This window comes from Haladaptatus ordinarius (genome assembly GCF_054177595.1).
In genome coordinates this window covers 82,649-101,794 of record NZ_JBPEHH010000001.1, presented here as the reverse complement: position 1 = coordinate 101,794, position 19,146 = coordinate 82,649, and the positions used below count along the sequence as shown (strand labels likewise).

General features: G+C 62.9%; 20 protein-coding genes and 1 pseudogene. 5 read left to right on the top strand and 16 right to left on the bottom strand.

Annotation, left to right across the window (positions count from 1 at the left end; genetic code table 11):
- Positions 1-44 precede the first annotated feature (44 nt).
- The 4 genes from ACR3FF_RS00615 to ACR3FF_RS00600 all read right to left on the bottom strand — a co-directional run bounded on the left by ACR3FF_RS00615 (position 45) and on the right by ACR3FF_RS00600 (position 1,537).
- The gene (locus ACR3FF_RS00615) at positions 45-539 is read right to left on the bottom strand and encodes an outer membrane protein assembly factor BamB family protein (RefSeq protein ID WP_458185102.1); all 495 of its coding nucleotides are present in this window, start codon (positions 537-539) and stop codon (positions 45-47) included.
- Between the two features lie 320 nt (positions 540-859).
- Positions 860-1,048: a hypothetical protein gene (locus ACR3FF_RS00610; RefSeq protein ID WP_458185100.1), complete on the bottom strand. Its 189-nt coding sequence runs from the start codon at positions 1,046-1,048 to the stop codon at positions 860-862.
- Entirely contained in the window at positions 1,049-1,261 is a 213-nt protein-coding gene (locus ACR3FF_RS00605; RefSeq protein WP_458185099.1) for a hypothetical protein, read from the bottom strand.
- Positions 1,262-1,324: 63 nt separating this feature from the next.
- Positions 1,325-1,537 carry a zinc ribbon domain-containing protein gene (locus ACR3FF_RS00600; protein WP_458185097.1) on the bottom strand — a complete coding sequence of 71 codons (213 nt, stop codon included), beginning with the start codon at positions 1,535-1,537 and terminating at the stop codon, positions 1,325-1,327.
- 264 nt (positions 1,538-1,801) lie between these two features.
- Here ACR3FF_RS00600 and ACR3FF_RS00595 point away from each other — a divergent pair, with 264 nt between their 5' ends.
- The gene (locus tag ACR3FF_RS00595; protein WP_458185095.1) at positions 1,802-1,978 is read left to right on the top strand and encodes a hypothetical protein; all 177 of its coding nucleotides are present in this window, start codon (positions 1,802-1,804) and stop codon (positions 1,976-1,978) included.
- A 68-nt stretch (positions 1,979-2,046) separates the two neighbouring features.
- Here ACR3FF_RS00595 and ACR3FF_RS00590 read toward each other — a convergent pair whose 3' ends face one another.
- Entirely contained in the window at positions 2,047-2,700 is a 654-nt protein-coding gene (locus ACR3FF_RS00590; RefSeq protein WP_458185093.1) for an SRPBCC family protein, read from the bottom strand.
- 85 nt (positions 2,701-2,785) lie between these two features.
- Positions 2,786-4,165, bottom strand: a complete 1,380-nt coding sequence (purB, locus tag ACR3FF_RS00585) for an adenylosuccinate lyase (protein ID WP_458185091.1) — start codon at positions 4,163-4,165, stop codon at positions 2,786-2,788.
- 167 nt (positions 4,166-4,332) lie between these two features.
- On the opposite strand from purB, the gene purH reads away from it, so the two are divergent.
- The gene (purH, locus tag ACR3FF_RS00580; RefSeq protein WP_458185090.1) at positions 4,333-5,949 is read left to right on the top strand and encodes a bifunctional phosphoribosylaminoimidazolecarboxamide formyltransferase/IMP cyclohydrolase; all 1,617 of its coding nucleotides are present in this window, start codon (positions 4,333-4,335) and stop codon (positions 5,947-5,949) included.
- A 215-nt stretch (positions 5,950-6,164) separates the two neighbouring features.
- Here the strand turns inward: purH and ACR3FF_RS00575 are convergent, their stop codons facing one another.
- From ACR3FF_RS00575 to ACR3FF_RS00565, 3 genes are all read right to left on the bottom strand, one after another.
- A complete protein-coding gene (locus tag ACR3FF_RS00575; RefSeq protein WP_458185089.1) occupies positions 6,165-6,290 on the bottom strand; it encodes a hypothetical protein in 126 nt (41 codons plus the stop codon).
- 12 nt (positions 6,291-6,302) lie between these two features.
- Positions 6,303-6,539, bottom strand: coding sequence for a hypothetical protein (locus ACR3FF_RS00570; protein ID WP_458185087.1), 237 nt, complete (start codon positions 6,537-6,539; stop codon positions 6,303-6,305).
- 110 nt (positions 6,540-6,649) lie between these two features.
- A complete protein-coding gene (locus tag ACR3FF_RS00565) occupies positions 6,650-7,450 on the bottom strand; it encodes an alpha/beta fold hydrolase (RefSeq protein WP_458185085.1) in 801 nt (266 codons plus the stop codon).
- A gap of 92 nt (positions 7,451-7,542) precedes the next feature.
- Between ACR3FF_RS00565 and ACR3FF_RS00560 the strand changes: the two genes are divergently transcribed.
- Together ACR3FF_RS00560 and folP are read left to right on the top strand one after the other, a co-directional pair.
- Entirely contained in the window at positions 7,543-8,055 is a 513-nt protein-coding gene (locus ACR3FF_RS00560) for an SHOCT domain-containing protein (protein WP_458185083.1), read from the top strand.
- Positions 8,056-8,258: 203 nt separating this feature from the next.
- Positions 8,259-10,730 carry a dihydropteroate synthase gene (gene folP / locus ACR3FF_RS00555; protein WP_458185081.1) on the top strand — a complete coding sequence of 824 codons (2,472 nt, stop codon included), beginning with the start codon at positions 8,259-8,261 and terminating at the stop codon, positions 10,728-10,730.
- A gap of 43 nt (positions 10,731-10,773) precedes the next feature.
- On the opposite strand, the gene ACR3FF_RS00550 is transcribed toward folP, so the two are convergent.
- The 6 genes and pseudogenes from ACR3FF_RS00550 to ACR3FF_RS00525 all read right to left on the bottom strand — a co-directional run bounded on the left by ACR3FF_RS00550 (position 10,774) and on the right by ACR3FF_RS00525 (position 16,350).
- A complete protein-coding gene (locus tag ACR3FF_RS00550; protein ID WP_458185079.1) occupies positions 10,774-11,742 on the bottom strand; it encodes a peptidoglycan hydrolase in 969 nt (322 codons plus the stop codon).
- A gap of 97 nt (positions 11,743-11,839) precedes the next feature.
- Positions 11,840-12,685, bottom strand: a complete 846-nt coding sequence (locus tag ACR3FF_RS00545; RefSeq protein ID WP_458185078.1) for an ABC transporter permease — start codon at positions 12,683-12,685, stop codon at positions 11,840-11,842.
- Positions 12,682-13,620 (bottom strand): ABC transporter ATP-binding protein, encoded by a 939-nt coding sequence (locus tag ACR3FF_RS00540; protein WP_458185076.1) that lies wholly within the window; start codon positions 13,618-13,620, stop codon positions 12,682-12,684. Before ACR3FF_RS00540 ends, ACR3FF_RS00545 begins: the two co-directional genes overlap by 4 nt.
- Before the next feature lie 86 nt (positions 13,621-13,706).
- Positions 13,707-14,781 (bottom strand): annotated as a pseudogene (locus ACR3FF_RS00535) (glycosyltransferase family 4 protein).
- Between the two features lie 69 nt (positions 14,782-14,850).
- Positions 14,851-15,483 carry a DUF7344 domain-containing protein gene (locus tag ACR3FF_RS00530; protein ID WP_458185074.1) on the bottom strand — a complete coding sequence of 211 codons (633 nt, stop codon included), beginning with the start codon at positions 15,481-15,483 and terminating at the stop codon, positions 14,851-14,853.
- Positions 15,484-16,227: 744 nt separating this feature from the next.
- Positions 16,228-16,350: a HalOD1 output domain-containing protein gene (locus ACR3FF_RS00525; RefSeq protein WP_458185348.1), complete on the bottom strand. Its 123-nt coding sequence runs from the start codon at positions 16,348-16,350 to the stop codon at positions 16,228-16,230.
- Positions 16,351-16,621: 271 nt separating this feature from the next.
- Here ACR3FF_RS00525 and ACR3FF_RS00520 point away from each other — a divergent pair, with 271 nt between their 5' ends.
- Positions 16,622-18,427 carry a S9 family peptidase gene (locus ACR3FF_RS00520; protein WP_458185072.1) on the top strand — a complete coding sequence of 602 codons (1,806 nt, stop codon included), beginning with the start codon at positions 16,622-16,624 and terminating at the stop codon, positions 18,425-18,427.
- Positions 18,428-18,480: 53 nt separating this feature from the next.
- Here the strand turns inward: ACR3FF_RS00520 and ACR3FF_RS00515 are convergent, their stop codons facing one another.
- Positions 18,481-19,038 carry a DUF7344 domain-containing protein gene (locus ACR3FF_RS00515; protein ID WP_458185070.1) on the bottom strand — a complete coding sequence of 186 codons (558 nt, stop codon included), beginning with the start codon at positions 19,036-19,038 and terminating at the stop codon, positions 18,481-18,483.
- Between the last annotated feature and the right edge of the window lie 108 nt (positions 19,039-19,146).

Here is a 19,146-nt window from a genome sequence, read left to right as displayed (position 1 = left end):
CGATCGAAATTAGCCGACTGGTTCGAGCAGCGGTCGAATCCGAACTACTCGAAAGCGCGTACCGTCCCGTCGTAGGTGGTCACGTACAGCGTGTTCCCGGCGAGCGCGAGGTGCGTCGTCGGTGCGTCCAGCGCACGATTCCACAGCGTCTCGCCCGTCTTCGCGTCGAGTGCGACGAGCCGACTCTCGTCACCGATGCTGTCGTGAAGCGGAACGTAGAGTACACCATCCGCGAGCGCCGGCTGGATGAACCAGCTACCGAACCCGTCGAAGGTTCTCCGCCAGCGAGTCGTTCCGTCCGTCGCGTCGTGGGCGGTGACTTTCGCGTCGAACCGACCTAACACGTAGCCCGCTCTCTGAACCTTCTCGACGAAGTCGCCGGTCTTTTCGAACACGACGCCATCGCCGACTACCGGCGTCGAAGAGAGCGTTCCGGAAGGCCGTGACCAGATCCGTTTCCCGGCGGGGGTCAGCGCGTACAGGCGCGGTCGTTTCGGAATCACGTCGGGATGCCACTCCCCCGACGCGGCGACGTACACGTACCGAGAGCCGACTGCTGGCGGGGTTTTTTTACGATTCCCTCCGGTTCGTGTGTCCACTGCTTTTTCGGTGGGTGACCCAGAAGGGATGCGAGTGGGTCTTGCCGACGATTTCGGGCGACACAGCCGTCCCAATCCATCGGAACGTAGAGTCCGTCGGCCACCGCAGGCTGTTTCGGATACGGCCAGATTTCTTCGGTTCGCCACTGTCGGCGTCCGTCCTTCGCATCGAGCGCGACTATCCTGGGGTCGCTCGGTGCGTAGACGGTTCCATCGACAACGAGTGGGGCAAGAGCTGTTCTATTTCCAGTTTTCTCCCGTCATTTGCGGTTTCCAGCGGTATCGAACGCCGAAATCGCGCTCGTGTCGGCCACCGCGTCCCACGTCGAAACGAATAGCGTCTCGTCGGCGAATCCAGCGCGGTGGTACGTTTCGTCGCTCCGGGTTTCCCAGACGACCGAGCCATCGCCGGTTCGGTGGGCGGTCAGTGACTCGCCGCCGACGTACACTCAGTCGCCGACGATGACCGGGGAGGTCGTCAGCGCGTAGCCGCGAAATTCGTCTCGACTGTCGTACGTTCGAACCTGCCAGCGTTCCGTCGGTGGCGACTTTGGCCCCGACGCGTGTGGATTGTAGCCTGTGTTTCTGGAACCGTGTGTGAACAGCGGCCAGTCGGTGCTGTTGTCTCGTTCCGGAAGCCGGTTGGTCGCCGATGATGGCACTACAGCCACTGACCGTGGTCGTTCCACAGACTACGAGAAACGCCCGGCGGGTGGACGTTTCCATCAGCCGAAGAAGATGTCCACGACGTCGCTTCCCTGATTTCGTACGTTTTTGTACAGTTCGGAGTAGCCGCAGTTGTCGCAGGAGACGACGGTGAACTTCTTCGTCTGGATGTCGAACATCTTACTCAGTCCCGAACCGGTCATCGAGATGGAGTCGGTGGAGGCGCTCGTGTGACCGCATTTAGGGCAGCCGGAGGAGTCGTCGGGTTCCATGACGGACGAACGCTCGTGTCGGTCTCGTATATATTTTCTCAAAACGAGGTTTAATAGGGAGAATGAGAGAGGTGATACTATGTCGACGTCGACGTCCTACAGGAGTCGAGAGCCGCCCCTCGGAATCAAGATTCTCTGCGTGCTCGGGGTGATCGATGCGATAGCGGGCATCTTCGGCGGACTCGGCGCGATGGCGAGTTCGCCACTCGGACTGGTGGTCGGCCCGGTAGCCGTCCTCTTTTCCGTCGCACAACTCGTCGTCGTGTGGGGCTCTGGACGCTCAAGCCGTGGGCGTGGACGCTCACGTTGTTCGTGTACGGCATCGACTTCCTGTTCGACTGTCTACGTCTCCTGCTCGGCAATCTCGGTGCCATTTTCGGCATCGTAATCGGTGGACTTGTCCTCGCATACGTCTACAGCAAGCGCGACTACTACCGCTGACCCCCGAGAAACCCGGCCGCGGAACTCGGGCGGTTGCACTGAACCCGCCGATGGCAGGTTCCGCTTCGTCACCGACGGTCCGACCGCTCCGCACGCGCTTTGACGCCCAGCAACATCTTGCGCTCCATGACGAAGTGGGCCGGTTCCCAGAACAGGTAGTCGGCCAGTTTCCCTGCGAGAGTAGACTTCCCTTTCGAGCGCATCCGGACGACGAATCGGGTCGTCTCCTCGTCCATCGGGCGGAGGACGAACGCCCACGTCCAGCGCGGTGATTCGACGGGCGGGCGAAGCACCAGTGCTCGACCGCGGTCGAGTACCGCGACCTCGGGTGCGGATTCGGGAGTCTGTGCCGGATAATCCTCGGGAGCGAGTCGGATGGTATCTCCGACTCCGATGTCCTGATGCCCCGGGAGGATGCGGTCGGCGTTGTGGATATCCGCGCCGACGAGGTTCTCCAACCAGTCGTAGCTGTAGAACCCGCCCCGGCCCTGTCCCAACTGAGCGAGCCACGGCCAGACGTCTTCGACCGGTGCGTCGATGGTGATGGCGTGGGTGACCTGCGACTGGGCGTCGGGGAGCAGTTCGTCACCCGGAAGCGTCGTCTCGACCTCCTCGTCGGTCGCTCCCCATCGAAGGTGCCACGGTCGAACGACGAACCAGTACGCGAGCGCGGCGAGTGCCGTGACCGAAGCGAGCACTCGCCGGTTGGCCTTCGAGAACATGCGACCGGAAACGTCGCCGAGCGACTTAACGATGGTCCAGAGGAGGGGTCGGACGATTTCCGGATTCGACGTCGGTCTGACGAGGTCAGTCGAGGTCGTCTACCAGTTTGTCGGCGACGCCGGTGTAGCCTGCGGGGGTGAGGTCGTGCAGTTCCGCTCGAACGTCGTCGTCCACGTCCAGGTCGTCGAAGAGGTCGCGGAAATCGTCGAGCGTGACGCGTTTCCCGCGAGTCAGGTCCTTGACGCGCTCGTAGGCGTCCTCGTGGCCCTCCCTGCGGAGGATAGTCTGGACCGCCTCGCCGACTATCTCGGGCGTTGCTTCGAGTTCCTCGCGCATGACCTGCGCGTTCGGGACGATCTTGCCGAGACCGTCCTGGGCTTTCGTGTAGCCGAGCAGGCAGTAGGCGAACGCCGCGCCGACGTTTCGTTTGACGGTCGAGTCGGAGAGGTCGCGCTGGAGACGTGAGGTCGTCACGTAGTCGCCGAGGAACGTGAGGTCGCTGTTCGCCTTCGAGAGGTTGCCCTCGCTGTTCTCGAAGTCGATGGGGTTTACCTTGTGGGGCATGGTCGAACTCCCGGTCTCGCTCGCCGCCGCCTCCTGCCCGAGATAGCGGTCGCTGACGTAGAGCCACGCGTCGCGGTCGAGGTCGAGGAGGACGTTGTTCGCGCCGCGGAGCGCGTCGAACAGTTCCGCGAGGTCGTCGCAAGGGTTGACCTGCGTCGCTAGCGCGGTGTGCTCGAGTCCGAGATCAGTGACGAACTCGCGGGAGAACGCACGCCAATCCACGTCGGGGTAGGCCGCGGTATGGGCCGCGTAGGTGCCGCTCGCCCCGGCGAGTTTGCCGGAGAGGGAGTCTGCGGCGCGTTCGACTCGCCCGACGGCTCGACCGAGTCGAGCGGCGTAGACGGCCATCTCCTTGCCGAACGTCGTCGGCGTCGCAGGTTGGCCGTGGGTCCGAGCGAGCATGGGAACGTCGCGGTGTTCGCGGGCCATCTCGGCCAGGTCGTCGCGGAGGGTGACCAGTTCCGGAAGTAGAACGTCCTCGACGGCGGGTTTCACCAACAGTCGGTGGGCGAGGTTGTTCACGTCCTCGCTCGTCAGCGCGAAGTGAATCCACGAGGAGAGGCCGTCGAGGTGGTCGGGAAGCGAGTGTCGGACGAAGTACTCGACGGCTTTCACGTCGTGGTTCGTCGCCGGGTAGCCGGCGTAGCCCTCGGTTTCGAGCGCCTTGACCACGCTGGCGTCGTCCTCGTCGAACTCCTCGTAGAGGGCTCGGAGGGTGTCGCGGTCGTCGGAGGAGATTTCGAACGGCGTCGCGTCGAGGTCGGCCAGTGCGAACAGATACTCTACTTCGACTCGTACGCGGGCGCGCATGAGCGCGGCCTCGCTCGCGTACTCGCGCAGGGGCGCGGTCCGACCGGCGTAGCGCCCATCCAGCGGCGAAACGGCGTACAGGGAATCCATACGTGTGCCTGCCGGGGCGTTCGGCAAAAGCGTATCGGTACGGTGACGCACAGATGTGCATACAAAGAGCAGAATACAAGCTCGAAATGCAGAATCTATGCACGAAATTGTATACTCTCCGGCACTCGACCGCAACTTCTTTGCCCACGCCGGTCGGTCTTCCGACCATGACAGGGATTGCGGGAATGGCCGGGAACCGTGGTCGAAACCTCATGCACATCGACGACCTCGCGCCGGGCGGGGCGGAATTCGCGGTCGTCCTGACGAACAGCGCGGACGCGCCGGTCCTGGAGAAAGCGAAAGAACGCGGCATTCCGACCGAGGTCGTCGAACTGGGAGACGACGAATCGCGGCAGGCGCACGAACGTCGCGTGCTCGATGCGCTCTCGGAGTACGACTTCGACCTTGTCTGCCTCGACGGGTACATGCGAATCCTCACGAGCGAGTTTCTGGACGAGGTCCCCGTGACGCTGAACGTCCACCCGTCGCTCCTCCCGTCGTTCCCCGGAATGGACGCCTGGGGGGACGCCCTTGACGCGGGCGTGAGTCTCACCGGTTGTACGGTTCACGTCGTCACGGACGCGACCGACGAGACGGGCGCGGTAGACCCCGGAAAGGTAGACAGTGGACCCATCGTCACGCAGGAACCGATTCCGGTCTACGACGGCGACACGAAAGAGAGGCTGAAAGAGCGCGTGCTGTATCGAGGCGAGTTCAAGGCGTATCCACGCGCAGTGCGGTGGTTCGCGGAAGGCGAGGCAGACGTCGATTACGACGCGAACGCCGTTCACGTCTCCGATGACGCGGCCGACGCACTCCCCGCCCGGCGGGTCGAAACCGCCGACCGAGCGGCCGACCTCCGGTACGGCGAGAACCCCCATCAGGACGCCGCGCTCTACGCCGACGCCGCCTGCGAGGAGGCGAGCGTCGTCCACGCAGAGCAGTTGAACGAGGGCGCGAAGGCGTTGTCGTACAACAACTACAACGACGCCGACGCCGCGCTGAACCTCGTCAAGGAGTTCGACCGCCCCGCGTGCGCCGTCATCAAACACACCAATCCCGCTGGCTGTGCCACCGCCGACTCGCTCGCCGAAGCCTACGACCGCGCGCTCTCGACCGACGCGAAGAGCGCGTTCGGCGGCATCGTCGCCCTCAACCGGGAGTGCGACGAGGCCACCGCCGAACACGTCGTGGACTCGTTCAAGGAGGTCGTCGTCGCGCCCGGCTACTCCGACGACGCACTGGCGACGCTCCGCGAGAAGAAGAATCTCCGCGTGCTCGACGTCGGCGAACTGGGCGAAATCACCGAATCCCACACCGAAAAAGACCTCGTCGGCGGGCGACTGGTACAGGAACGCGACCTGCAAGCGCCGACCCGCGACGACCTCGAAGTCGTCACGGAACGTGAACCGACCGAAGAGCAACTGGATTCCATGCTCTTTGCGTGGCAGACCATCAAGCACGTCAAATCGAACGCTATCCTCTTCGCCAAAGACACCGAGACGGTCGGCGTCGGCGCGGGGCAGGTCAGCCGCGTCGACGCGGTCGAGATAGCGAAGATGAAGGCCGAACGCGACGCCGAGGGCAAGGACGCCGACGGCGCAGTGATGGCCAGCGACGCCTTCTTCCCGTTCCCGGACGCCATCGAGGAGGCCGCCGATGCCGGCATCGAGGCGGTCGTCCAACCCGGCGGGTCGGTCAACGACGACGACGTCATCGAGGCCGCCGACGAGCACGGCATGGCGATGGTGTTCACGGGGAGTCGATGTTTTAGGCACGACTGAGCGCAAGCGAAAGAGTACATAAAGCACGTCGTGGAGCGAGGCGGAACGACGGTGTTTCAGACACGACTGAACGAAGTGAACGAATGTCGGGAGCAAGCGAGACGCAGCGCCCGCGGGCGACCGTCTCGCACGGTTTCCGACATGAAGCGAAGCGAAATCGCAGAAAAAGCTCTCGTAAACGCGAAATCGCCGTCGAGATGGGTCGAAAACCTGCTTTAGCCGTCGAGTCCCTCGTTCGGGAAACACTCCCCGAGGTCGTGAATCATGTCGATGGTCTCGGTCTTCGTCTCGTCGTCCAGCCCCTCCAGCGTCTCGATTTCGTCCAGCGCCTCTTTGAGCAACGGCAGGCTCAGTCACTGGTCCAAGTGGGCGACGGGGAGATAGAGGTCGTCGAACGACTCCGGCGGGATGTCGGACGTCGAGAGGAGGAAGTAGTCGTCGATGTCCGCCATGTCGTCCATCGGGAAGTCGTCCTCGTCGTAGGGTGTGTCGGGCGATTCTTTGGTCGCGCCGCGAATCGAGGGAACGTGCAAGGTGTACTCCGGGATCGTATCCCAAGATTCGGCCGAGGAGTGGTTAATCTTTGTCATCGTCAGAAGAAATGAGCGATTAGACACGTTGAATGTAGACCCCAGACATCGTAGTATCCTCACGCGGACGGCTCTCTCTCGTTCGCCGTCCGAGCCGATTCGCTGGTGTTCTACAATCCCCCGACGAAATCGGCGATGGCCCGATTGAACCGTTCCGGCTCTTCCAGGGAGAGGACGTGTCCGCTCTCCTCGAACGGTTCGAACTCGGCGCTCGGGATGCGGTCTGCGACGTCTTCGACGGCGGCGACGGTTCGCCACTTCTCGTCCGCGCCGGCGCAGACGAGCGTCGGGACGTCGACGTCGGGGAGGACGTCGCGGTAGTCGTGGGTCGGGTAATCGAAGAGGATGGCGCTCTTGATGGGCGGCGGCGTGCGAGAAACTTCGTCGAAGGCCAGCCGTCTCGTCTCTTCCGACGGTGGTTCCTTGAACGTCGCGTCGATGAGTCCCTCGACGAGACCGAGGTGGTCGGTCTGTACCAGTTCGAGTGTCTCCATCAACCGAGCGAAATCCGTATTGCCGTGGTCGAAGTCGTCCCATCGGAACGCCGATGCCGACATGTCTACGACCACGAGACCTCGAATCCCGTCGGTGCCGAACTGGTCGACGTACTCCCACGCGACGAGCGCGCCCATCGACCAGCCGACCAGCACGACGTCGTCTATGTCTCGCTGGTCGAGAAACGCCCGCAGGTCGCGGGCGTACTGGGGCACCGTGTGTCCCGTCTCGGTCTTCTCCGACCGACCGTGACCACGGTAGTCGAACGCGACGGTCCGGAAGTCGTCCGAGAGGTTCGCCAGTTGTGGCGTAAAAAATCGCACCCCCGTCGTCACCCCCGGCAGGAAGACGACCGTCGTCCCCTCTCCCCTGTCCTCGAAGTAGATTTCTGCTCCGTTGCACTGTTCGTACGGCATCACGAACCGTACTCGACCCGCAGGTGCAAAACCGTCGCGGCCGAGAGACGACGGAGAACGAATTGAAGTGTACTCACCACGAACACCGAACAATGGGACTGCTCGGCGATTCAAAAGTCAAGACGCTCCTCGCGGGACTGGTGCTCTCGCTGGTCGTCCTCGTCGGTATCTCCGCCCTCGGGCTGTTCGCGGCACTCTCGTCGCTCGGCAATCCCGAGTACGCCAACACGCCACTGCTCGTCGCGCTCATCGACGCTGCCGCACCCTACATCCTGGCGTTTCTGCTCGATGGACTCCTCGCGGGACTGCTGTTCGTCGCCCTGATGGTCACCGCCGCGCGGCGCGTGTCGATGCCCCGCGACGACCGACTCGCTCGACTCCTCCGACGGTTCGAGCGACTGTTCCCCAGAGCCAGTTCGCTCGGCCTCTCGAAGCGGGTCGAACCGACGAGAGAAGACCGTATGGACGAGCTGAAACGACAGTACGTGGAAGACGAAATCGGCGAGATGGAGTTCGAGCGACGGATGAAACGGCTCGTGGACGGCGGTGACGGGGGACGAGCGCGACGAGAGCGCAGGCGAGCAGAACGCGAGTTCGACCGGTAGACTACTTCTCGACGCTCACCGTTCGTTCCAGACTCTCTGCACCCCAGTCCAGAACGATTCTCACGTCGTCGCTGGCGAAGTCGGGCACGTTGATAGTTTCGTCCCGCGCCGACTCGTCGTTCCAGTCCGAACGGTAGACGGTTCAGTTTCGCTACTGGTTCGACTCCGACAATCTAAAGCGCGCGGCTTCTGTCGTCACAGGTATGGACTACCACGAGGCAGCGAACTTTCTTTTCGACTTGCGGCGGTTCCGCCCGAAACCGGGGACGGAGTCCACCGCAGACCTCCTCGCACACCTCGGCGACCCCCACGACGGCGTGCGATTCGTGCAGGTGGCGGGGTCGAACGGGAAGGGAAGCACGGCCCGGATGACGGAGCAGGTGCTCCGCGAGGCGGGACTGACCGTCGGCCTCTACACGTCGCCGCACTTCGACGACGTGCGCGAACGAATCACGGTCGACGGGCGCAAGATAACGAAAACCGCCCTGACCGAGTTCGTCGACACAGTTCACGACTACGTCACCGACCGCGCCGCGCGCGGCGACTCCCCGACGTTCTTCGAGGGGATGACCGCGATGGCACTCTGGTACTTCGGGCGCGAAGACGTCGACGTGGCCGTGCTCGAAGTCGGCATCGGCGGGCGCTACGACGCGACGAGCGTGGTCGACCCCATCGCGTCGGCGGTGACGAGCGTGACGCTCGAACACACCGGCATCATCGGCGAGACCATCGAGGAGATAGCCCGCGACAAGGCACACGTCGCGCCCGCCGACGTTCCGCTGGTCACCGGCGCATCCGGGGAGGCGCTCGACGCGATTCGAGCGCAAGCGGGGGAGGTCGTCGTCGTCGGTGAGGATGATGGCGGTGCGGCGGGCGACCCGGTCGACGTGCAGGCCACCTACGAGGGGCGGACCAACCATACCGAGGCGGGAATCTCCCTGTCGGGGTCCGAGTGGGAGGTCGAGACGGCCATCCCCCTGTTCGGCGAGTATCAGGCACAGAACGCGGGAATCGCGGCCGTGCTCGCTCGGCAGGTCGCCGACGTGGACGAGGACCACCTCGCGCGGGGACTCCAGAAGGGGTTCTGGCCGGGGCGGTTCGAGGTGATGGGCACCGACCCGCTCGTGGTGCTCGATGGGGCACACAACCCCGGTGCGTGCGAGGCGCTCGCCAACACCATCGCCGAGTTCGACTACGACGAGTTCCACCTCGTCTTCGGCGTGATGCACGACAAGGACGTTCGAGGGATGGCCGACGCGCTTCCGACGCCCGACCGCGTCGTCGCGTGCCGGCCGAACATCGACCGCGCGGAGGACGAGGAAGTCGTCGCTCGGGTGTTCGAAGAACACGCCGACGGCATCGAACGAGTCAGTTCGGTCGAGAGCGCGCTGGACGACGCCCTCAACCGCGCTTCCCCCGACGACCTCGTCCTCGTCGCCGGGTCACTGTTCGCGGTCGCGGAGGCGCGGGCGCGCTGGACGCGCGACGAGATTCCGAAACGAATTCGCAATCTGGACGACGCGAGCGACGCACTCGACGGGACACACGTCTCGGAACCCGGCGTCTGGCGAATGCGGGGGAAAGCCGTCCACCGCGTGCTGAAGACCCGCGTTCAGACCCGGCAAGCCCAGTACGTCAGAGAGACGCTGCTCAGCCTCGGCGGCGAGTGCGCCCAGTCGGGGTTGAACGAGAGGGACGACGAGAGCGTCGACGTCCTGCTGATGGGGACGCTGGCGCAGTTCGAACGACTCGCCGACGAACTCGACGGGCGACCGTACGGCCTGTCGGTGTTCGCCGACGAACTCCGGCACACGTTAGGAATCCAGCAGACCGCCGACGAGCGCGGCTACCCGTGGGAAGGCCGGACGGCGGTGATGGGCATCCTCAACGTCACGCCAGACAGTTTCCACGACGGCGGGGAGTACGAAGCCCGTGGAGATGCCATCGAGCGAGCGCGAGAGATGGTCGAGGCGGGCGCGGACATCGTCGATATCGGCGGAGAGAGCACGCGCCCCGGCGCGGACGAAATCACGACCGACGAGGAGATAGCGCGCGTCGTCCCCGTCGTCGAGGCGGTCAGAGACCTCGACGTGATGCTCTCGGTCGACACGCGGAAGGCGGCGGTCGCCCGCGCCGCCCTCGACGCGGGTGCGGACATCGTGAACGACGTATCGGGCCTCGAAGACCCGGAGATGCGTTTCGTCGCAGCCGAGTACGACGCGCCGCTCGTGGTGATGCACAGCATCGACGCACCCGTGGTTCCGGAGCGGTCGGTCGAGTACGACGACGTCGTCGAAGACGTCATCGCCCAACTGGAAGAGCGCGTGTTGCTCGCGGAGAAGGCGGGACTCGATAGGGAACAGATACTCGTCGATCCGGGACTCGGCTTCGGCAAACGCGCCGCCGAGAGTTTCGAACTGCTCGGTAGGACGGGTGAGTTCCACGCCCTCGACTGTCCCGTGCTCGTCGGTCACTCTCACAAGTCGATGTTCGGCCTCATCGGCGAGGACGACGACCGCACCGCCGCGACGGTCGCCGGAACCACAATCGCCGCCGAACGCGGGGCCGACGTCGTCCGGGTTCACGACGTCGCCGAGAACGTCGCGGCGGTACGGGCGGTCGAGGCGGCGGAGTCGCCCGAGCGATTCGAACCGCCGGATACCGGAGACGACTGAACGCGAGCCGTCGTATCGGATTCTCGGTTCAGATAGCTATCTCTCAGTTCGGAATGTCCATCAGCGCCTGCCACGTATCGTGGTCGATGACGCCATCCACGGTGATGCCCGCGTTAGATTGGAAATCCCGCACAGCGGTCTCGGTCTCCGAACCGTAGTAGCCGTCGACCGCGATGTCGTAGCCTTGTCCGTCGCGGAGGTGGTGCTGGGCACCGTAGGTCGCCCACCACGGGTCGTCGTTCGCGTCCCAGACCGTGACGTACAGTTCGCCCCAGGTGTTGGGGCCGACGACGCCGTCCACGGCGAGTCCGTGGTTGGACTGGAACGATTCGACTGCACTCTGAACTTCGGAGCCGTAGATACCGTCGTGGTAGTCGAGTGCGTGTCCGTGTTCTTCGAGGAGATACTGGATGGAGTAGACCGCCTCCTCCTGGTCGCCGTAGGAGTAAGTCGGCCAGCTGTAACCCGTACTCTCATCACCGTTCGAACCGCTGATGCCGGTGTAGTCGTACGGAATCGAGTCGGTGTACTTGATCCAGTCTCCCGAATCGCCTGGGATGTAGACGTAGCTTCCACCGTGCTTGATGTCGAAGTGGACGTGGGGTTCGTAGCCGCCACTGCCGCCGAGGTCGGCGATGTGCTCGTGGCGCTCGACCCAGTCGCCGACGTTCACCTTCAGATCCGACTGACAGTGGGCGTACCGAGTCCGGTAGCTGCCGTCGTGCTCTATCTTCACGCGGTAGCCGTACCCGCTGGTGTAACTGGCGGTCGTGACCGTCCCGGCGCGGGCCGCGTAGACTGGCTGGCCGGTGTACTGGTCGGCGTCGATTCCGCGGTGGGTGCGCGTCCCGCCGTCACGGCTGTCGTAGTAGTCGGACGTGATGGTGCCGGTAATCGGCCACGCGAAGTCACCACCGTCGCTCGCGCCGGAAACGGTGGCCACGGTCGGGAGCGTGACCGCGGTCGCTCCGGTGATACGAAGGAAATCTCGTCGCGTCTGTTTGTCTTCCATGGATGAATCGCAAATTACAACATACCCTATCGTGTAAAGAATTTTTCTAATAGACGAATATACTAATAATATAATATACGGGTGATAAAAATAGTGCTCAGAGGTCGGCGGCGCGGAATCGGAGATAGCCCAGACTGACCGGGACGACGGCCCACGCGACGAGGAGGACGAGTCCGAACCAGTCGGCGAGGTAGAACGGCACGTCACCGTTCGGCCCGTATCCGAGGACTGCAGTGGGTGCTTCTGGGAGAACGGCACCCATCGCGGTCGTGTAGGCGGCGCTCGGGGTGAGTCCCGAGAGGAACAGCGCCCAGTTCGGGTACTCCTGTGGCGGGACGAGCGCGCCATCCAATAGGTAGAGGAGGCCGATGGGCACGACGTCCCAGAGGAGTTCGAGCACGACGAACACGCCGATTGCCATCGCCGTTGCGCGTGCCCCCGACCCCGTCGTGGCCGAGAGACCGACGACGAGGCTGATGTACGCGAACGCGTACAACACCGTCAGCAGCACGAACAGCACGTAATGGACCGGCGAAAAGGTCGCGTACTTCGCTAGCACCACGATGGCAGCGACGGCGAATCCGACGAGGATGGGCAGTGCGAGCACCACGGCCCGTCCGGCGACCTTCCCGAGTACCACGTCGCGGCGCGAGTGGGGGTACGAGAGCAGGAGCTTCATGCTCCCGGTCTCGCGCTCGCCCGCGACGGACTTGGCGGCGAGGACGACCGCCGTGATGGAGACGAAGAGGGTGGCGGGCGCGGCGAGGAAGAACATGAGACCGAGCGCCGAGAGCTCTTCTGCCTCGCTACCCAGTCCGGGGAAGACGGCGTAGAGGTACGCCATGCCTGCTGCGAAGACGACGAACAGCGCCGACAGCGCCCAGAGGGTCTTCGAGAGTCGTGCGTCCTGGAAGTCCTTGTGTGCGACGACGGTCCAGGTCATGCGACCACCTCCGTCGGTTCATCGGTCGAGCGACCGTCGGTGTACGCCATGAACAGTTCTTCCAGCGAGGTCTCTTCGGTGCTGAAGTCGTCGACGCCGATGCCTCGCTCTTCGAGAGCGTTCAACACGGCCGCTTTCGAGCGAGACTCCAGCGCCACGGCCACAGCCGTCTCGGTCGCCGTGGCCTGTGAGACGCCATCGACCGCGCGGATGGCGGCGAGCGCCGATTCGTCGACGGATCGGTCGGTCGTGATAGAGAGGGTCTGTTCGACGGTGATGGAGTCGCGCAAACCGTCGATGGTGTCGACCGCGACCAGTTCGCCGCCCATCAGGATGCCGACGCGGTCGCAGATCGCTTCGACCTGCGCCAGGATGTGACTGGAGAAAAACACCGTCGCGCCCCGGTCGCGCTCTTGGCTGATTATCTCGCGCATCTCGCGGGCACCTTTCGGGTCGAGGCCGGTCGACGGTTCGTCGAGGATGAGCAAGTCCGGTTCGCCGACGAGCGCCATCCCGAGGACGAGACGCTGGCGCATCCCCTTCGAGTAGCCACCGGCTTTCCGGTCGGCGGCGTCGGCGATACCGACGCGCTCTAAAATCGCCAACGGGTCGTCGTCGGCGTCTTTCGACCGGATGGCGAACTCGACGTGCTGGCGACCCGTCAGTCGGTCGTAGACGCGGTACGCGTCAGGGAGGACACCTACACGCTTGCGGACTTCTTGACTCTCTTCCTGAGCGTCGAACCCGAGGACGGTCGCGCTCCCGGCGGTCGGACGGACGAAGTCGAGCAACACGTCGATGGTCGTGGACTTGCCCGCCCCGTTGGGGCCGAGGAAGCCGAAAATCTCGCCCTCCTCCACGACGAGGTCCACGTCGCGGAGTGCGGTCACCTCTCCGAACTGTTTAGTTACGCCGTTCATTTCAATAGCAGCCATACAAATTGTACGCATAGTAACAATATAAAGGTAGACTGAATGCTACTCTCAGCCACTGAGGCGGAGAATAAGACGGTATGGCCGGGTCAGAAGAGGCCGAACGAATCCTGTACGTCTCGGTAGCAGTCGAGATACTGCTCCAGTATGGACTGGTGGTCGTAGCGTGCGAACGCCTCGTTTACCGTCATTTTCGGAAGGTCGGCGGCAGACCGAAGCGCGTCGGTGAGTTCCTGTTCGCTCGTGGTCCGAAACGTTCGGTCTTCGCGTTCGACCAGTTCGTGGGCGCTCGACTCGACGTGGTACTCCACCACGCCCGCACAGCCACACGCCAGCGCGCGCAGGAGGTCGGTTGGGAACGCCTCGCGTCGGGCGGTCTGGACGTAGACGTGTGCCCCCCGGAAGACGGGGATTCGTTTCTCGACGGGTTGTGCCCCCGTGAACTCCACACGGTCTTCGATACGGAGGTCGGCGGCCTGTCGTTCTTAGCGGTCGCGGTCGGGGCCGTCACCGATGACGACGGCGTGCCAGCCCTTGTCGCGAAGTTCGGCCAGCGCGAGGAGCAGGCTCTCTAAGTTGGCGTCTTCGTCGAGACGGCGCGAGTAGACGATGTCGGCACCCTCGACGACCTGCGCGTCGCGGATGCGTCCATGTCGATGCTGTTCGGAATCACGCGCACGTCCGCTGCGCTCGCACCCATGTTCCCGAACGCGCGTCTTCACCGTCTCGGAAGGGGTGACGAGTTCGTCCGGGGCGCGCGGTCATGCGGAGGCCTCTCGATGGGACCTTCGTCGCCGCAGGTGGGGGTTCGTACCAGTCCACGACGAGCGGGATACGGGCGAGTTTGCTCGCCGTCTTGGCGGCCAGCACGTGTTTCGGAACGGCGGCGGCGTGAATCACGTCGGGTTTCGCGCGGCGGAGCGCGCCGGGAAGCGAGAGTGCGAACCGCCGGGACGGGACCTCGCCGGGTGGTTCGGTCGTCACTGCGCGATAGGTTACGTTCGCTCGCTCGAACGTCTCGTGGTCGCCGTCCCACCACTTCGAACAGAAGACGAGGACGTCGTGACCGCGAGCAGCGAGGAGTTCTGCGGTGCGCCGAAGCCGGCGTCTCGCCCCCGTCTCTTCGTGTTGAGCCGTCACCTCTGCGACGAACGCGACGCGCATACTCGCCGCCACGAAACGCGAAAGTAAAAGTCTTCTTTCATACGGTTCGCACGACGAATAGTTACGTGCTCACTGGAACCATCGACTCTCGCTGAATCCGAGCGCGAGGTCGGGCGTCGAATCCTGAAAGCGACGCTGCCAGCAGCGGTGGTCGTAGAAGTGTCCGAGTGCTGTCACACCGAACGCCGTGAGAACGACGACCGCGAGTTGAAAGCCAGAGAACGGAACGATACCCAGCCATCCGAGCACGACCAACAGTGCGCTGACACCGGAGAGCAGGACGTACAGTTTGTGCCACGGAATCGTCGTCTGTGAGTCCGTGGCGAGGTACAGTTCGAAATCTTCGGCGTTGTCGGTAAAGGATACCACCTTCGTCTCGCGGTCGTAGGTGACGATGCCGATGTTCTCCAGTTTCGGGAGATGCGTCTGATACAGTGCGCTGTAGACCGATTTTCTCTGCTCGGGCGTCACGTCTTCGACGTCGACGTTGTTCTCCCACGCCGCGATCTGTTCCGCGAGTTCCCCCAGTTTCACCGGTCGGCGTTCTCTGTTGACGTGATACAGCACGTACCGCCGGCGCAGATTCTTTACCGCGTCGTACACCTCCTGTTCGGAGACCGAGCACGACCGTGTCTGGTCAGACTCCGGAGTCTGACCGGACGGCGTCTGGTCGTGTGTCTCTTGCGTTCGTGTCGTATTCATTCTCCCCACCCGGTTACTATCCAGACATGCAGTACCCGCATAAATCGGCGACTCCGTTCAGTTCGTATCCTTCCATGTCGCTCTCGCGTGAACGATTACCCGGCTAGCAAACTCGGAATTGAACCGTTTTCCTGAGGACACGATACGCTCGCTGGCGCTCGTGTCCCGTCGGTCACTCAATCCGTTGTTACCCCGCGTTCGATTCGCGTCGTCGACCGACGCATATCGTTGGGGAAGCCGCGTCGACGAACGAAGCCGACCGAAGCGAAAAACCGTCGTCCGTTCGGACGACGACGAGAGAAGCGACACGTTTCGGCGACGAGTGACTGGCGACTCGCCGTTCCGCTGGCGGTAGAACGGGCCTGTTGTTCGGGGGTGTTAGGTTCCGAATATCGAGAGGAAACGCCGACTAGACCGTTCGAACGGTACCGTTACCCCTTCCCACGTTCTTCGGGGGCGTCGTGGAGATACGTTATCTCGACCATCACGTCGGGAACGTCGTCCGCTGGACGACGAAACGTCTACGAGCGGTCGAAACCGATTCCGTTTCGTGCGCCCGTTTCGACGAGTTCGCCGAGTCGCAGTTCGAACTCGTCCAGCGAGAGCAGTTCCGTCTCTCGGGTCACGCTGCTAGCACCCGGAGCCATCTGGAGCGTACCGACTGTCGTCGAAGACTTGCACCATTCCGGTCGTATCGATTCCTACCGTACAGCCGTGAAACGGGAACTGAAAATATAAGATAAATTACTTGTAGTCTACGTTGAACGAGTCGAAGAGAGCCTCGAGCGCGTCGCAGTCAACCGTCTCCTGCAACGGTGGCATCTCCTCCAGCGGCGTTTCGGTCAAAGTCGAGACGGCTTTGGTAATCGCGATGATGAGTCCGTCGGTCCGACCAGCATCGAACGAGAACCGATGTACCAGTTCTGAATTAGTATCTAATTTAGAAAATGTCGCTCCATAGTATATAAATTATCGTAGATCAAATCAAGTTATCGGTTCCTCAAAGTGTGTGGCTTAGTATCTTCACTCGTTAAATTAGATGATGTATCTGGTGTAGTATCACGTGATTGAAACGGTGAGATGACGGACGCTACCGATTACCAAAACCCTTTCACACCCGAATGGGTATGAAACACAAATGGAACCGTACGATTTCGAGCGGTATCTGAACGTTCGGAGCGCACACAGTGGTTCGTTCGGCCCGGACGGTCGACGGCTCAGTTTCCTCATGGACACGACGGGTGTCCCACAGGTATGGCAGATAGACGAACCCCGGACGTGGCCCACGCAACTCACGTTCCACGAAGAGCGCGTCTCCTTCGTGACGTGGTCGCCGGAACGAGACGAACTCGTCTTCGGAATGGACGAGGGTGGCAACGAGCGCGAGCAGTTCTTCCGACTCGACGGTGACGGCGAGACCATCACCCCGCTCACTGCCACGCCCGACGCGAAACATCGCTGGGGCGGGTGGAACTCGGACGGATCGCAGTTCGCGTTCACGTCTAACCGGCGCGACGAAGCCGTCTTCGACGTGTACGTCCAGGACCGCGACGCGACGGGCGACGACGCCGAGATGGTCTACGAGGGTGACGGCTGGCTCTCGCTCGCCGGGTGGAGTCCCGATGACGACCGACTGGTCGTGGTCGAAGCCCACTCATCGTTCGACCAGGACGTCTACGTCCTCGACATCGATTCGGGCGACCTCACGCACGTAACTCCTCACGAGGGGAGCGTGCGATACCAGAGCATCAACTGGGGGCCGGATGGCGACGCCCTCTACCTCGTCACGGACGAGGGGGCGGATACGACGTACCTCGCCCGCCTCGACCTCGATTCGGTCGAAATCGACGTCGTCGAGGAGGGCGGTGAGTGGAACGTCGACGGCGTCTCCCTGGACGAGGACACCGGCCGACTCGTTTACTCTCGAAACGAGGACGGCTACACCGAACTCACGGTCGGCGAGTTGACCGGTGAGACGACTATCCGCGAGTTCCCGACGCCGAACCTTCCCCGGGGCATCGCGGGTGGGGTCAGTTTCGACCCCGACGCGGAGCGGTTCGCAATCACGGTCACCGGCAGCACGACCAACGCGAACGTCTACGTGGTCGAAACCGAGACGGGAACCGCCGAACGCTGGACGGACGCTTCGACCGCCGGCATTCCACCCGAGACGTTCGTTCGTCCGAAACTCGTCCACTTCGAGAGCTTCGACGGACGCACGATACCCGCGTTCTTCTCCGCTCCGGCGGACGCCGAATCCGGCGAGACGCCCGTCATCGTCGACATCCACGGCGGGCCGGAGTCCCAGCGCAGACCGTCGTTCAGCGCGGTCAAGCAATACTTCCTGAATCGCGGCTACGCCTACTTCGAACCGAACGTCAGGGGGTCGTCGGGCTACGGCCGGGAGTACACCCATCTTGACGACGTGGAAAATCGGATGGACTCCGTAGCAGACGTCGAGGCTGGCGTCGAGTGGCTCCACGACCAGCGAATCGTCGACCCCGACCGTATCGTCGCCATGGGCGGTTCCTACGGCGGGTTCATGGTGCTCGCGGCGCTGACGGAGTCCCCCGAGCTCTGGGCCGCCGGGGTGGACGTCGTCGGCATCGCCAACTTCGTCACGTTCCTCGAGAATACGGGTGACTGGCGACGCGAGTTGCGCGAAGCCGAGTACGGCTCGCTCGAGGACGACCGGGAGTTCCTCGAATCGGTCAGCCCCATCAACAACATCCAGCGCATCGAGGCTCCACTGCTCGTCCTCCACGGCGAGAACGACCCGCGTGTCCCCGTGGGCGAAGCCGAACAGATAGCAGACGAGGCCGCAGAACAGGGCGTTCCCGTCGAAAAGCTCATTTTCGACGACGAGGGACACGGCTTCTCGAAACTGGAAAATCGCATCAAGGCGTACACGACGATTGCGGACTTCCTGGACGAACACGTCTGAAATCGAAACTGTCCGTTCTCTCCGTGAAGGCGTCCGTCGGGCTGTAACGGTGCTCAGACGCTCGGCGGTCGCTCAGCGTCACCGAGACGCATATTTCGTCCGTGATACGCGTGCACGACAGCAGACGCGACGAACAATCCGCTCACGACCCCCGCGAGCAGTAGTGGGTTCAGTCGCCCGAACGGCGGAACCGACAACCACGCTGCGAGGGTGACCGACGCACTGAAGACGCCGAGGAGGAGGTAGTACTGACTCCACGGAATCTCGTGGCCGGGAACGATTTCCAGATACACGCGGAGGTCGGTCAGGTCGTCGGACACGGAGACGACGCCCCTGTCCGCGTCGAACTGGATGATTCCGACCTCGTCCATCTTCGGCAGGTGGACCTGCTGAAGCGCGTTGTACACCCGTCTCCGTTCCTGTGGCGTGATATCTTCGACGCCCTTACCATTCTCCCACGCCGCGATTTGCACGGCGAGGTCACCGATTTCGACGTCGCCTTCGTCCCGGAGTAGGTAGTGAACGGCGTATCGCCGCCGTTCGTTTCCTAGTGCCGTGAAGACGTCCTCCTTCGAGAGGTCGTGGTTGACTTCGGAAGTCGAAGACGGCACCGACACGGATTATTTTGATTCTGATATCTCTTGTCTATTATTTTTATACTATACTATAATATTGTAAAAAACATATTTGCAATATTTGGACAGAATATCGAATAGATA

What these genes read in the sequence shown, in the direction of transcription:
- ACR3FF_RS00600 (WP_458185097.1), bottom strand. Translation starts at nt 1,537, where the DNA reads ATGGAACCCGACGACTCCTCCGGCTGCCCTAAATGCGGTCACACGAGC.
- ACR3FF_RS00590 (WP_458185093.1), bottom strand. Translation starts at nt 2,700, where the DNA reads ATGTTCTCGAAGGCCAACCGGCGAGTGCTCGCTTCGGTCACGGCACTC.
- purB (WP_458185091.1), bottom strand. Translation starts at nt 4,165, where the DNA reads ATGGATTCCCTGTACGCCGTTTCGCCGCTGGATGGGCGCTACGCCGGT.
- purH (WP_458185090.1), top strand. Translation starts at nt 4,333, where the DNA reads ATGACAGGGATTGCGGGAATGGCCGGGAACCGTGGTCGAAACCTCATG.
- ACR3FF_RS00570 (WP_458185087.1), bottom strand. Translation starts at nt 6,539, where the DNA reads ATGACAAAGATTAACCACTCCTCGGCCGAATCTTGGGATACGATCCCG.
- ACR3FF_RS00565 (WP_458185085.1), bottom strand. Translation starts at nt 7,450, where the DNA reads ATGCCGTACGAACAGTGCAACGGAGCAGAAATCTACTTCGAGGACAGG.
- ACR3FF_RS00560 (WP_458185083.1), top strand. Translation starts at nt 7,543, where the DNA reads ATGGGACTGCTCGGCGATTCAAAAGTCAAGACGCTCCTCGCGGGACTG.
- folP (WP_458185081.1), top strand. Translation starts at nt 8,259, where the DNA reads ATGGACTACCACGAGGCAGCGAACTTTCTTTTCGACTTGCGGCGGTTC.
- ACR3FF_RS00550 (WP_458185079.1), bottom strand. Translation starts at nt 11,742, where the DNA reads ATGGAAGACAAACAGACGCGACGAGATTTCCTTCGTATCACCGGAGCG.
- ACR3FF_RS00545 (WP_458185078.1), bottom strand. Translation starts at nt 12,685, where the DNA reads ATGACCTGGACCGTCGTCGCACACAAGGACTTCCAGGACGCACGACTC.
- ACR3FF_RS00540 (WP_458185076.1), bottom strand. Translation starts at nt 13,620, where the DNA reads ATGGCTGCTATTGAAATGAACGGCGTAACTAAACAGTTCGGAGAGGTG.
- ACR3FF_RS00530 (WP_458185074.1), bottom strand. Translation starts at nt 15,483, where the DNA reads ATGAATACGACACGAACGCAAGAGACACACGACCAGACGCCGTCCGGT.
- ACR3FF_RS00520 (WP_458185072.1), top strand. Translation starts at nt 16,622, where the DNA reads ATGGAACCGTACGATTTCGAGCGGTATCTGAACGTTCGGAGCGCACAC.